This window comes from Aquiflexum sp. (genome assembly GCF_041751335.1).
Lineage (GTDB): Bacteria > Bacteroidota > Bacteroidia > Cytophagales > Cyclobacteriaceae > Aquiflexum.
The window spans coordinates 1-14,200 of record NZ_JBGSXS010000173.1; the positions used below are offsets into that span (position 1 = coordinate 1).

At 38.9% G+C, this 14,200-nt stretch carries 12 protein-coding genes; 10 read left to right on the forward strand and 2 right to left on the reverse strand.

Annotation, left to right across the window (positions count from 1 at the left end; translation table 11 throughout):
• The first annotated feature begins 9 nt into the window (after nucleotides 1–9).
• From ACEW8U_RS09735 to ACEW8U_RS09750, 4 genes are all read left to right on the forward strand, one after another.
• On the forward strand, nucleotides 10–285 hold the full coding sequence (locus ACEW8U_RS09735; RefSeq protein WP_373521859.1) for a hypothetical protein: 276 nt from the start codon (nucleotides 10–12) through the stop codon (nucleotides 283–285).
• A 252-nt stretch (nucleotides 286–537) separates the two neighbouring features.
• Complete coding sequence (gene tyrS, locus ACEW8U_RS09740; protein ID WP_373521848.1) at nucleotides 538–1,830, forward strand: tyrosine--tRNA ligase; 1,293 nt, start codon at nucleotides 538–540, stop codon at nucleotides 1,828–1,830.
• Between the two features lie 75 nt (nucleotides 1,831–1,905).
• Nucleotides 1,906–2,535, forward strand: coding sequence for a hypothetical protein (locus ACEW8U_RS09745; RefSeq protein WP_373521849.1), 630 nt, complete (start codon nucleotides 1,906–1,908; stop codon nucleotides 2,533–2,535).
• Nucleotides 2,536–2,639: 104 nt separating this feature from the next.
• Nucleotides 2,640–3,341, forward strand: coding sequence for a TetR/AcrR family transcriptional regulator (locus tag ACEW8U_RS09750; protein ID WP_373521850.1), 702 nt, complete (start codon nucleotides 2,640–2,642; stop codon nucleotides 3,339–3,341).
• A 569-nt stretch (nucleotides 3,342–3,910) separates the two neighbouring features.
• Here ACEW8U_RS09750 and ACEW8U_RS09755 read toward each other — a convergent pair.
• Complete coding sequence (locus ACEW8U_RS09755) at nucleotides 3,911–4,879, reverse strand: zinc-dependent alcohol dehydrogenase family protein (protein WP_373521851.1); 969 nt, start codon at nucleotides 4,877–4,879, stop codon at nucleotides 3,911–3,913.
• 145 nt (nucleotides 4,880–5,024) lie between these two features.
• Between ACEW8U_RS09755 and ACEW8U_RS09760 the strand changes: the two genes are divergently transcribed.
• From ACEW8U_RS09760 to ACEW8U_RS09775, 4 genes are read left to right on the forward strand one after another with little or no spacing between them, the layout of a single operon-like run.
• Nucleotides 5,025–5,792, forward strand: a complete 768-nt coding sequence (locus ACEW8U_RS09760; RefSeq protein ID WP_373521852.1) for an SDR family NAD(P)-dependent oxidoreductase — start codon at nucleotides 5,025–5,027, stop codon at nucleotides 5,790–5,792.
• A 9-nt stretch (nucleotides 5,793–5,801) separates the two neighbouring features.
• Nucleotides 5,802–7,013, forward strand: coding sequence for an acyl-CoA dehydrogenase family protein (locus ACEW8U_RS09765; RefSeq protein ID WP_373521853.1), 1,212 nt, complete (start codon nucleotides 5,802–5,804; stop codon nucleotides 7,011–7,013).
• Complete coding sequence (locus ACEW8U_RS09770) at nucleotides 7,006–8,037, forward strand: phosphotransferase family protein (RefSeq protein ID WP_373521854.1); 1,032 nt, start codon at nucleotides 7,006–7,008, stop codon at nucleotides 8,035–8,037. Before ACEW8U_RS09765 ends, ACEW8U_RS09770 begins: the two co-directional genes overlap by 8 nt.
• 3 nt (nucleotides 8,038–8,040) lie before the next feature.
• Entirely contained in the window at nucleotides 8,041–8,919 is an 879-nt protein-coding gene (locus tag ACEW8U_RS09775) for a 3-hydroxyacyl-CoA dehydrogenase NAD-binding domain-containing protein (protein ID WP_373521855.1), read from the forward strand.
• A gap of 11 nt (nucleotides 8,920–8,930) precedes the next feature.
• Here ACEW8U_RS09775 and ACEW8U_RS09780 read toward each other — a convergent pair whose 3' ends face one another.
• A complete protein-coding gene (locus tag ACEW8U_RS09780) occupies nucleotides 8,931–9,350 on the reverse strand; it encodes a c-type cytochrome (protein WP_373521856.1) in 420 nt (139 codons plus the stop codon).
• Between the two features lie 199 nt (nucleotides 9,351–9,549).
• Between ACEW8U_RS09780 and ACEW8U_RS09785 the strand changes: the two genes are divergently transcribed.
• The gene (locus ACEW8U_RS09785) at nucleotides 9,550–11,934 is read left to right on the forward strand and encodes a 7TM diverse intracellular signaling domain-containing protein (RefSeq protein WP_373521857.1); all 2,385 of its coding nucleotides are present in this window, start codon (nucleotides 9,550–9,552) and stop codon (nucleotides 11,932–11,934) included.
• 391 nt (nucleotides 11,935–12,325) lie between these two features.
• Nucleotides 12,326–14,200: EcoAI/FtnUII family type I restriction enzme subunit R (gene hsdR, locus ACEW8U_RS09790; protein WP_373521858.1), on the forward strand; the 1,875-nt coding region annotated here is incomplete at its 3' end.

The window sequence follows — 14,200 nt, forward strand, 5'->3', positions numbered from 1 at the left end:
GAACAATTTATAAAATCCTTGAAAGATAAAAACCCTCCAAAAGGTATTTCCTCACAACTACAAGCTTTGTGGCACGACGGTAAAGGGGATTGGAAAAAAGCTCATGATATAGTTGATGGCCCCTCTGATAAATTATCGGCAAGAGTTCATGCATACCTTCACCGGAAAGAAGGGGATATTTGGAATGCTGATTACTGGTATAAAAGATCCGGAGAAGCAAGACCTGATTTAAGTCTTGAGGAAGAATGGGGAGTTTTGGTCAGAAGAATTTTGGATCAGGCTTGATAATTTTTTAAATGGGTTTTTTACAATGCAGAAAGTAAATGGACTTGGAATTCAATTGGACAGGATTGCTAAAAAAGACTTGTTACAAACCACTGTGGTTCTTCTGCCAAATCTGATAAAAATCTCAAATATCTCATTTTATCTCCCCCAAAATGGATTGCACTCACTAAATACAAGTGTGTTCTCCATCTAAAATCATAAATCTCAATTCCTACCTCCTATATTTGCAGCTTTAAAAACCAAGGATTACTTATGAACAACTTTATAGAAGAACTTCGTTGGAGGGGAATGCTCCAGGATATGACACCTGAAATCGTTGAACACCTTAATAAAGGAATGTCATCGGCCTATCTGGGTTTTGATCCTACAGCGGATTCTTTGCACATTGGCCACCTTGTGGGTGTCATGACTCTTTTGCATTTTCAAAGAGCCGGCCATAAGCCATTTGCCCTAGTTGGTGGCGCTACTGGAATGATCGGAGATCCAAGCTTTAAGTCAGCTGAAAGAAATCTTTTGGATAAACCCACTTTGGACCAAAATGTGGCCTGTATCAAGGAACAGCTTTCCAAATTCCTCAATTTCAAGGAAGGGGCAGAAAATAAGGCCGAGTTGGTCAACAATTATGATTGGATGTCCCAATTTTCGTTTTTGGAATTTATCAGGGATGTAGGCAAATACATCACAGTCAACTATATGATGGCCAAAGATTCCGTCAAAAGAAGATTGGAAGAAGGAAGTGGTCTCTCTTTTACTGAGTTTTCCTACCAATTGATACAAGGTTATGATTTCTACCACCTTTGGAAAAACCGGAATGTTTCCATTCAATTAGGAGGTTCGGACCAATGGGGCAATATCGTGACTGGAACGGAAATGATTCGAAAAATGGAGGGCGGACAGGCTTTTGCATTGACCGTACCATTAATTACTAAAGCTGATGGAAGCAAGTTTGGTAAAACCGAGGCTGGGTCTGTTTGGTTAGATGCAAACAAAACTTCACCATATGCCTTTTTCCAATTTTGGCTAAATGTCTCTGATGATGACGCATCAAAATACATTAGAATTTTTACAACCTTGGATAAGGATCAAATTGTAAAGCTTGAAACTGAACACTCAGAAATGCCCCATTTGAGGATTCTTCAAAAAGAAATAGCCAAACAGGTAACCATCATGGTGCATGGTGATAAAGAATATGAGATGGCCTTGAAAGCTTCTGAAATCCTTTTCGGTAAATCTTCTACTGAAGACTTGGCCGCATTAGATGAAAGGACCTTTTTACAGGTTTTTGAAGGGGTCCCTCAAGCAGAAATCTCCAAAAATGAGTATGGAGCGATTGCTAATGTGATAGATTTGCTTTCCGAAAAAACAGATGCCATTATTTTTACATCCAAGGGAGAAGCACGGAAGATGATTCAGGGTGGTGGTGTTTCCATCAACAAGCAAAAAATCACTGACCCAAATCAATCCATAACATTTGAGCTTTTACAGGATAAATACCTTTTGGTCCAAAAAGGCAAAAAGAATTATTTCATTATAGCAGTAAACTAAAATCTAGAGGAGCCCTACAAAATGGGTTCTTCTATTTATTACTTAACTTTGAGAATAATACCATTTAAAAGTAAAGTGAAGAAGTTACTATTATTCCCCCTTTTCCTGATAATTTTTTTTCAATTTTCCTGTGTCAAAGATGAAAACCCTGACCCCTTAAAAGTTGAGGCCACTATTGAAGCATTAGTGGACAAGATACATCAGGGATTTTTTGTTTATGAAATAGCTGGAGGAACGATTGAGGAATCTATCATCCTGCCATCAGAAGGTATGGATGGGATTTACGGCATTAGGTCCGCCGACCTTGATAATCTTGAGGGGGATGATCTTTCACTTTTCAATTGTCTCAATAACCTGAATCCCGGAATCCTGCAAAGAGTCAAGTTAAGAGATGCTTCCAATAATTTTGCGGTTTGCAGGTATGCAACAGGCTTGTCATATAAAGACGATATCAAAGTTTTATTGGAAAGAGTTGAGACAGAAAGGTTGGATTATATCCGTCAGTTTGAAGAAGGGGAAATTACCCAAGAATCTTTGATTGGGGAATTATCGGATTTGAAGGAAAGGTTTTCTCTTGTTTATCTGGATATAAAGCAATTTTACAGTGATTTATTCAAAACCTGTCTTAAGACATTGATTAATGATATCCAATCCAACCTTACCAATCAGCAATGGGAAACTTTTGTAGGTTGTAATGGAATTTAATTTTTCAAGTTCATTTCCAAAACTTTGGTATTAACCTTCTTGGTGGTCAGTGATTTTCTGACCACCATTTAATATATTTGACCCTTATTCGAAAAATAAAGGTCATGGGTGCACACGAGAGACAATTGAAGGAAAAATTAATATTAGAAACTGCCATCAAACTTTTTACTGAAAAGGGGTATCACGCAACAAGGATGGATGATGTCGCCAAAAGTTCAAAAATCAGTAAAGGTCTTACCTATTTTTATTATAAAAACAAAGAAGACCTGTACATGGCAGTCACCAAAAAAGCCTTTGATGAACTAAAAGATATTTTTAGGGAAATTATTAAAGTGAAGGGTAGAAATGGGATGGAAATGCTGACTGAATTGGCCGGTAACTACATCAACTTCACTAAAAAGAACAATATGTATAATGAAGCAATTCTCAACTTTATGGGCATCATGCAATTGTACAATGATGAAAAATCTATTCATAAAATTGATCCTTTGATTTTAGAAAGTGATCATTTTCTAAAGCTTGTAGATATTCACCATGACTGTGCAAAGTTGGGAGTTCAGATGGTTTCTTTGGGAATCAAAGATGGCAGTATCCGTCCTGAGTTGCAGCCGGAAGTCACCTTTTATACCGTATGGACCATGTTGATAGGTTTTGAAAGGTTAATGGGTCCCGTTGGTTTTGAAGGCAAGGATATCAAAATCCAATTGGATAATTTCAGGCCCGGTTTTATCAAATTGATGCAGGATATGCTCAAAGGAACCATCCAAGCCCAAAGGCCTCAGGCGGTGCAGGCGAGTTTGTTTTGAAAAACTAAAGCTGGGTCAATCGTGAAAAGGGCATTTCCTTGTCATTTCGAGTCCCCAACATTTTGAAAATGTTCAGAATTGGTAATGACATCAGGTTACCCGTCATCCAGAAGGAGGTACGACTGAAGGATCTCCAAGCCTTAGGGTAGAGACTCTTCCTTCGTCAGAGTGACGTGTCTAAGTTTATGTCATTGGTAGGTACGAGGAATCTCAAAAGGTTCAATTTATGTTAATTTTTGCATTTCCTGATCCTCATGAGACCCTTCTCCCGATAGCCATCGGGATCAGGGTGACCCGCTGCTCCGATTTATGTCATTGGCTCGAAGAGAGAAATCTAAATCCCCGATTTAGAGCTCCTAGACCTCTCCTGCCTTCGAGGTGACAAGGCAAAGTCTTTCGCAGTAGTTTTTTGTTTTGGTGGATAACTACTGCCATATTATCTCTCCTGGTCATTTCGACTGCCGCCCGTGGAGGAACGTAGAGAGAAATCTATATCACGTCATATTAGACCTCTCCCTTCTTCTCCTACCAACAAATCTTAATTCTAAAATCTACCATCTAAAATCCATTCAGGAAACCAAAATCACTTTCCCATTTCTCCCCCCTTTTTCATATTCTTCTAAGGCTTCCTTAAATTGTTCCAACGGATATGTCGCCTGAATGTCAACTTTGACTTTTTGGGTTAAAAGATGTGTGAAAACTGTGCGAAAGGCATTTTCCCGCTGTTCCTGATTGAGACTTTCCATATAGGTGGTCAACCAAAATCCTTCAACCTTTATATTCTTAAAAATCAGTAGACCAGAATTCAATGGAATATTCTCCAAACTGAGCAGTCCAAAAACCATCATTTTACCATTTGGTTTTAGGCAGGCCAAAGCTTTTGCGCCTAAAATTCCACCAACTGCATCAAAAACTACATTTACCCCTCCATCTGTTTTTTCCATAATAACTTTTTGTAGTTTTTCTTTTTCGGTATTGATTACCAAATCTGCTCCCAGATTTGTCAGGAGCACTTTTTGCTCATCTCTTCTTACGGTGCAGGCTACATGAATTCCTTTTTGTTTGGCCATTTGTATCACCAACTTTCCGTATGCAGATGCACCAGCCGTCACCAACACCCAATCTCCGCGCAATAGCCCACTTGTCTCCAGCATCCCAAAAGCTGTCAACGGATTGACAAAAGCCTGACAGGCAATTTCATCAGACATACCTTCAGGTGTTGGGATAACCAATTGCGCAGGAACACATATATATTCTTTCCAAGTACCAATTGCTGTAAATATCACTCTTGTTCCAACTGGAATACTGTTTTTTTCATCAGATTGGTCAACGATGCCAGCCGCTTCAAAACCTGCACTGCTTGGCAGCTTTGGAGTAATCCCATACATTCCTTGGATAAACATAATATCCGAAGGATTGATATTTCTGGCTTTTACTTTAATCCTGACTTCATGGGGTTTAGGTAGGGGAATCGGAGTTTCTTCCAGTTTTAAAACATCTGTTGGTATTCCAGTTTGATCAAAAATCACCTGCTTCATGTTATTGTATTTAATGTTTTGATTAGATTTTGATCTTCAAGTTAAATAAAAATACTCGGTATGCATAATATTTTTTACCCAATGGATAGCCTTTGAAAACTATATTTTTTATCTTGTTGAAATACTTTATATAAAGCTAATAAATATGGATTTATCGACTCTATTTTCATTGATGAACAAAGTTGCCCTGATTACCGGTGCAAGCAAAGGTATAGGATTGAGTATTGCAGAGACATTTGCGGCGGCAGGTGCCAAAGTTGTCATCAGCAGCAGAAATCAGGAAAACCTTGATGAAATGGCCAATAATTTAAGAAGTAAAGGATATGAAGTCACTGGAATTTCCTGTCATGTAGGGAAAAGTGAAGAATTGGAAAATTTGGTAAAAAAGACAATAGCATTATATGGTCAGATAGATGTATTGGTCAATAACGCTGCCAGTAATCCTGTTTTTGGTCCAGTTCATGATACCTCTTTGGAAGCTTATGACAAAATCATGGATGTTAATGTCAAAGCCCCATTTCATCTCATGAACCTTTGTTTTCCTTATTTACGTGCCTCTTCCAGCGGTGCTGTTATCAATATCAGTTCAATTGGTGGGATTTCTCCCGAACAAGGATTGGGGATTTACAGCGTAAGTAAGGCTGCACTGATTTCCCTTACCAAAGTTTATGCAAAAGAATGGGGAGACCATAAAATCAGGGTCAACGCCATTTGCCCGGGTCTGATACAGACCAAGTTTTCAGAAGCACTTTGGAGCAATGAAAAAATCATGCAACACATGATGAAATCTCTGGCCATCAAAAGAGTTGGGACAAGTGAAGAGATTGGAGCAGTTGCACTATTTCTTGCATCAAAAGCTTCCTCTTACACTACCGGTTCAGTGTTGACAGCTGACGGAGGTTTTACCATTTAATTCAAACCAATGAGCAATACAGCATTCTTAATATCACCAAATACAAAGGAATTACTTTCCCAATACAAAGCATTTTTAGAGAAACATGTATATCCTATTGAAAATGAGGATATTTATGGTTCATTCAAGTCTTACCTTCCTAAACTTAAAGAACTAAGGGACCTTGCTAAAAGAGAAAAACTGTTCGCACCTCATCTTCCTAAATCTGATGGTGGTATGGGCTTGTCTTTAGTTGAATTTGCAGGAATTTCCGAAATATTGGGAAGCAGCCCATTGGGTCATTATATTTTTAATTGTCAGGCACCTGATATTGGGAATATGGAATTGATGCATCAATTTGCCAGCAAAGCATTGAAGGATAAATATCTTGGCCCACTTCAAAGAGGGGAAATCAGAAGTTGCTTTGCCATGACGGAACCTGCCCATGCAGGAAGCAACCCCAAGCACTTATCCACCTTGGCTATCAGAGATGGAGACGATTATGTGATCAATGGCCACAAATGGTTTACCTCTTCGGCAGACGGAGCTGCTTTTACCATTGTTATGGCTATTACGGATCCGCAAAATCCTAATCCCTATCAGAGAGCGAGCATGATTTTGGTTCCTTTGGACAATCCCGGTTACAAATTGATCAGGAATATTCCTATAATGGGCGATGTTGGAGAAGATTATATGTCTCATGGAGAAGTAAAGTTCACAGACTGCAGGGTGCACATGAGCAATCTTATAGGTAATGAAGGTCAGGGCTTTGTATTGGCACAGGAAAGATTGGGACCGGGAAGGATTCATCATTGTATGAGGTGGATCGGAATATGCGAAAGAGCAATGGATATGATGTGCAAAAGGGCTGTTTCCAGGGAACTGGATCCCGGCAAAACACTCGCCATGCAGCAGACCATTCAAAATTGGATCGCTGAAAGTGCCGCTTCCATCAAAGCTTCAAGACTGATGGTTATGAACACCGCCCACCAAATTGAACAATATGGCGCCAAGGCAGCAAAAGAAGATATTTCTACCATCAAGTTTTTTGTTTCAGATGTATTGATGACAGTCCTGGATCGGGCCATTCAAGTACATGGTGCCTTGGGTATTACAGATGATACCCTACTTTCTTTTTGGTACAGACACGAACGCGGAGCAAGGATTTATGACGGGCCGGATGAAGTACACAAATCAGTTTTGGCCAGAAGCATCCTAAAATCATATTCCAAGCATGAATAAAGAACCCAAAGGACTTGAGACCCTCCTACCCTATCTAGAAACACAATTAGGTCTTGATTCCACTTCTACTGTAATCAGTCAGTTTAAGGGTGGATATTCCAACCTTACATTCTTGATCAATTCACCCTCAGGCGAATATGTGTTGAGAAGACCACCTCTTGGTCTCAAAATCAGCAAGGCCCATGACATGGTCAGAGAATATAAAGTACTGGAAGCTTTGAAAAAGGCAGGATATTCAAAAGTTCCTAATCCCATTTTATGTTGTGAGGATGAAAATATTATTGGATCTCCTTTTTTTATTATGGAAAAAGTAGAGGGTTTGATTTTAAGAAACAGGGTTCCTGAAGGTATGAATCTGGATGCTTCTTTTTTTGGAAATTTGTCCCAAAATACCCTTGATGGACTTTTGGAATTGCATCAATTGGAATTGGATCAATCCGGTTTATCCCAACTGGGCAAACCTGAAGGATATGTGGAAAGACAAGTGATGGGATGGTCTGACAGGTATTATAAATCCAAGACAGATGAACTTTCTGAAATAGAGACTGTGAGTGATTGGCTGAAAGCCAATATGCCCGAAAAGGAGAATACAGGTTTCATTCATAATGACTACAAATATGACAACCTTGTACTGGCAGATGCCGGAAATCCTGCAATCAAAGCAGTATTGGATTGGGAAATGGCTACTGTGGGTGACCCTTTGATGGACCTGGGCACTACATTGGCCTACTGGGCAGAGGCAGCAGATTCGGACACATTGAAGATGTTCAACCTAACCTACCCAAAAGGAAATTTTACCCGGTCGGAAGTTGTAGCATATTATGCTTCCAAAAGCCCCTTAAATCTGGATCAGATTCTATTCTATTATGTATTTGGGCTTTTCAAAGTAGGAGTTATTGCTCAACAGATTTATAAAAGATTTAGTCTTGGTTTTGCAGAAGATCCAAGATTTGCAGCGCTTATCCATGCGGTCAAAGCCTGTGGTGTAAGAGCATTGATCAGTATTCAAACCAATAAAATATAATATATGAAAATCAGGAAAGTATGTGTATTGGGAGCAGGAACTTTGGGCAGCAGGGTTGCCCTTCAATCAACACTCTCGGGATATGAAGTGACCATTTATGATATCCATCCAAAAGCTTTGGAGGACTCCAAAATAGTCATGCGCAAAATCATCCTACAGCTGTCTAAGGCAAGTGGTCTGGAATCAGAGGCAGGTTTTTCTGCTATTGAAAGTATTACCTTCACGGACGATCCCAATGTTGCTGTTGCTGATGCGGACATCATCAGTGAAAGTGTTTTGGAAGATGTGAAGGTCAAAAATCAAGTCTGGGAATTGTTTGGAGAAATTGCCCCGGAAAAGACCATTTTCACCACCAATACCTCATTTCTACTTCCGTCTATGTTTGCGAAGATTTCAGGAAGACCCGACAAATTCTGTTCCCTTCACTTCCATGATGTCTTTTATGCTAAAGGAGTTGATATCATGCCGCATCCCGGTACAGACCCTTCTTTGATTCCGATATTAGAAGATTTTGGAAGATCCTTGGAACAAGTTCCAATTGTCATCAAAAAGGAAAACCATGGCTATCTTTTCAATGCCATTTTGGGATCGATTCTTAGTTCAGCAGGAAAACTGCTCGCCAATGGGGTTGGGAGCTTTGAAAGTATTGATAAATCCTATATGGTCAATTTCCGGGTGGATATGGGGCCTTTCGGAATCATGGACACCATTGGGATTGATACTGTTTGGCATGTGACGATGAACAATAAAGAAGAAGGCGCCAAGGATTTTGCTGCAATTCTGAAAAGGATGCTCGATGAAGGAAAAGCTGGGGTAAAGTCAGGGAAAGGTTTTTACACTTACCCAAATCCCAAATTTAAAAACACCGATTTTTTGGAATAAGTAATTTAAATCTATTGGTTCTTTGTGGAAAGGATATTAGCGGCCATAGCTTGGGCATCTTCAATTTTTATATTGGGATGGGCTGTCATTACCGGATAGCCCCATGCCCCGGTTCCACCGCTGATTATTTTTCTTGCCAAGTGATCGATATAAATCTGATTGGTTGGATATCTTTTTGATATGTCCTGAAATGAGGGACCTTTAGATCGATTTTCCGCCTTATGACAATCATAACAACCTGAATAAGATATCAACACTTCCCCCCTTTTGATCAATGCGTTCTCAATGATTTCATCCTTACCTGGAATTGGCTTGATATAATCCATGGTTTGACCATAAGCTTTTTGTTGTTTTTCTGTTTCTGTGTTTTGATTGCAGGATTGGCAAATCCAAAACAAAATTAAAATCAGGATTAACAGATATTTTCCCATTTTCGCATTCTATATGTTTTTCCTCGAAGCAACTTTTATCAATCAATTTAGAGATAAAAAAGTCTTTTATAAACTTATAAGATGTCATCAACATTAAAATTCATAAATAGTTACATTTTTTTAGGGATAAAAAACATCTGAATCTAATGTAATTTTTTTTTTCGTAAATATGGATTGAGAATCACCCAACTCTTCAATCATGAAAAAAGCACTACTTTCATGGGTTATTGTCATAACCCTGATTTTGGTCAATGAAACTTTTGGCCAAACTGTTCCACAAGAATTTCCAATCAGCATTTATCCCCATGCTGAAATGACCCAAGTAGATGACCAAAGTATCGACCTGCGGGCATTTTTGGAAATGGAGGAAAGCCTTGAATTTGTCAAGCTTGACAATGAAAACACCAATTTGGGATTCACCGATGGAAGTTATTGGCTGAGGTTTGACCTGACCAATCCACTTGAAAAATCTGTTAAACTTTTTCTGGAAACCGGCAGACCGATTACCGATGTAGTTAACTTGTACCAAGTTCATGAAAACAGGCTTGTAGCGAATTTTGAAAGTGGAGATTTAATTCCTGCCCGGGAAAGGCCTATCAATCACCGTAAAATCCTTTTTCCTTTAGAATTGGATGCCGGCGAGACTTATACCTTTTACATCAATTATAAAAGTGACGGAGAGGTAATCAATTTGCCTTTGAATCTATTTGATTCTGAATCATTGATTGTCCAATCCTATTTTGATCAATTGATTTTTGGAGGGTTTTATGGTATTCTATTTCTGGCAGGTATCATTTACCTATTTTTCTATTTTGGTATCAGGGAGAAAAGTTTTTTGCTCTACTCCGCTTATGTGTTGTCCATCATATTGCTTCATTTGGGACTTGATGGTTTTTTCTACCAGTATTTCACACCTGAGTCAGGTTGGTTCAACAAACATGCGGTACTGATTTTTGCAACGCTATCAGCCATTGCTTTTGGTAGATATACACAGATTTACCTTCAGGTAAAAGTGTATAGTCCATTGATACACAAATCTTTCAATGTTTTATTGGTTTCTTTGATAATTTTATTGGCACTGATTTTTACTATTTCAGCGGGTGTTAAATTCTATTATCCTTTGGTCAATTTATTGGGCATTCTGATTTTAATCCATGTCATAGCCTCTTTGGTCACAGGATACCTCAAAGGAAAGTCACCTGATTTTTTCTTTAGTTTGGGTATCGGTTTTTTCTTTTTGGGCTTTTCGGTATTTATACTCAATAATTTCAGTCTAATTCCCAATTCATTTTGGACAGAATTCAGTTCCAAACTTGGGACCGGATTGGAAGTGATGTTTCTATCCCTTTCCATGTCCAACAAGATCAGGTTATTGAAGGGTGAAAAGGAAAAAATGCAGGCGGTTGCCCTCCAACAATCTGAAGAATCCAATCAGATTAAATCATTTTTTCTATCCAATATTTCCCATGAATTGCGCACCCCTCTCAATGCAATAATTGGACTTTCCAGATCAATACAAGAATCTTCCGCAGATGAAAAAACCAAAAGTGACCTGGAAGTTATTCAATATTCATCTTTGGGACTTTTGAGCTCCATTGATTCCATTTTAGATTACTCCAGGATTGAGAAAAATGAACTTAAACTGCAATTCAAATCTTTTGATTTCCATAAACTTCTCCAAGAAATCAGAAGTAACACGGAAAAGCAATGCACCGATAAAGGACTCAAATTTGTCTATGAGGAAACCAACCAATTGCCCCAATTCATTATCGGCGATTTGACAAGAACAAGGCAAATCCTTCAGAATCTTTTAAGCAATGCAGTTAAATTTACACAAAAAGGAGAGGTAAGATTGGGAATTCTAACCGACAGAGAGTCAGATCAAAAGGTGAAAATGTCTTTACAGGTAACTGATACGGGTGTTGGGATTAAGCAGGAAAAACTAGATAGGATTTTTGAATCATTTATACAGGAACAAATTGATGATAAACGCAAATTCGGTGGATTTGGGCTTGGTCTTTGCATTGTGAAAGCATTGGTGGAACAATATGATGGTCATCTGAAATTGACAAGCGAAGCAGGAAAAGGAACTTCAGTGACAGTAGATATGGAATTTCAGATACCTGTAAAATCAAATAATATGGGAGAAATTAAGGAAAACGGTGAATTTGATCTCCAAGGAAAAAAACTTCTGGTTGTAGAGGACAATCCTGTCAATCAATTGGTGATGAAATCAATACTCAAAAAATGGAAAAACACCAGTTTTGAAACTGCCTTGAATGGTTTGGAAGGATTGGAGAAGTTGAAAACCGGAAAATTTGACCTAATCCTGATGGACCTTCAAATGCCTGAAATGGATGGATATGAAGCAACTGTAGCCATCAGGAATGGCGACTGTGGAGAAAGCTACAAGTCGATTCCAATTATAGCAGTTACAGCCGATGCCACCGAGAAAGCCAAATCCAAAGTTATGGAGGTAGGCATGGATGAATATATCACAAAGCCCGTTGACCAACATGAGCTATACCAAAAAGTGAAAAAATTCTTCTATTTGCAGGAGGTGGATATTTCGGAAGTTTTTTGAAGGATGGAGGAGAAAGGAGAAAGGAGGAGGGTTGAAGGGCAAAAGATAGACCTGAGAATCGAGAATCAAGAAATAAAGCCTGACTACTCGCATTTTTATCACACTTCCTCTACCCTAATGTTGCCTGTTTGGTGTAGAGTTCAAAAATAAACATAAACTAGAATTTCAATCAAATTTTAAAATTAATCCTAAAAGAGAAAGAGATGATCTTGAAGCCTATTGTCCTAAATCTTTTTCTCTTGGTAGTTTTTCTTAGACATCTGAATGAAGTAATCTTTATTCTTTGTGCCAATAAATAGTCAACTTTTTCTAACCCATTCCTATTTTTAGTTTTCTTTTAAGCTTCAAACTAATATATTTAGACTTATATTAATTCTCCTGATTTTTTCTGATGTACAAAAAAAGCCTGACTGAACGAGATATTTGCACCAAGTTCATCACACCTGCACTGAAAAATGCCGGATGGGATATTCAAAAGCAAATCCGTGAAGAAGTATTCTTTACTGACGGCAGGATTATTGTTCAAGGCGCTCTCCATACCCGGGGAACAAGAAAACGTGCTGACTACATTCTCTATTACAAAAACAATATTCCACTAGCCATCATTGAGGCCAAGGATAACAAAAAGGGGGTGGGTTCAGGCATGCAGCAGGCTTTGGAATATTCCGAAATTCTCCAGCTTCCTTTTGTCTTTACTTCCAACGGTGACTCTTTTGTATTTCATGACAAAACCAATCCTGAAGAAAGAGAAAAAGAAATCCCATTAAACCAATTCCCTTCACCCAATGACCTTTGGGAAAAATATTTAAAGTTCAAAGAAATAGAATCACCTAAAGAGCGGGAAATAGTAGAGCAAGATTACTATGTGGATGATTCAGGCATGAACCTGAGATACTATCAGGCAAATGCAGTCAACAGAACCATTGAAGCCATAGCCAAAGGAAAAAATAGAATCCTTCTGGTCATGGCAACAGGAACAGGGAAAACTTATACTGCCTTCAACCTTATCTGGAGGCTGTGGAAAACAGGGATCAAAAAGAGGATCCTTTTTCTGGCCGATAGAAATGCCCTGCTCACCCAGACCAAAAATGGAGACTTCTCCCCATTTGGAAATGATATCATGCATATCATCAAAAACCGCAAAATTGATAAGTCCTACCAAATCTACTTTGCGCTGTATCAAGGTTTGACCAGCAATGAAGAGGAGAAAAATGCTTACAAAGAATTCAGCAGAGACTTTTTTGATCTGATTGTAGTGGACGAATGTCATAGAGGTTCGGCTTCTGAAGCTTCCGCTTGGAGGGAAATATTGGATTATTTCGAAGGTGCAACACAAATTGGAATGACTGCGACTCCCAAAGAGACCAAAGACATTTCCAACATGGACTATTACGGAGAACCTGTTTATACCTATTCCCTTAAACAAGGGATAATGGATGGGTTTCTGGCTCCTTACAAAGTTGTCCGTTTCACTACAAATCTGGATGAAGGATGGCGGCCCTCAGCAGGAATGTTGGATAAGTTTGGCCATGAAATCGAAGATCGGATCTATAACCTGAAGGACTATGACCGGAAAATGGTCATCGATCAAAGAACACAACTGATTGCAGAAAAAATTACCGAGTTTTTGAAAGCCACCGACAGATATGCCAAAACCATTGTTTTTTGTATAGATATAGAACATGCCCAACGCATGCGACAGGCATTGATCAACGCCAATGCTGATTTGGTTTCTAAGCACCCATACTATGTTGTCAAAATCACGGGAGACGATGAAGTAGGCAAACGAGAGTTGGACAATTTTACAGATGTCGAAGAGCGTTTCCCTGTGATTGCCACAACATCCAAAATGCTGACCACAGGTATCGATACCAAAATGGTCAAACTGATTGTGCTGGAAGCAAATATCGGTTCTATGACTGAATTCAAGCAGATTGTAGGAAGAGGCACAAGAATTCGGGAAGCCGAAGGAAAGCTGTACTTTACCATTATGGATTTCCGAAAAGCCACCAACCTTTTTGCTGATCCGGATTTTGATGGGGAACCTGTTCAGATTTACGAACCTGGAGCGGATTATTCCCCGGTACCTCCAACATATCCGGAAATAGGAGATGATGATGGAAATCAGGTCAGGGAACCTGAACCAACTTGGGAAGGGCCTTCTTCTACTGATATCAATATACATGAACCTGACCCGGACACCGAACCAAAAAAGTACTATGTGAATGATATAGAAGTGAAAGTCATCAATCAGCGCATCCAATAC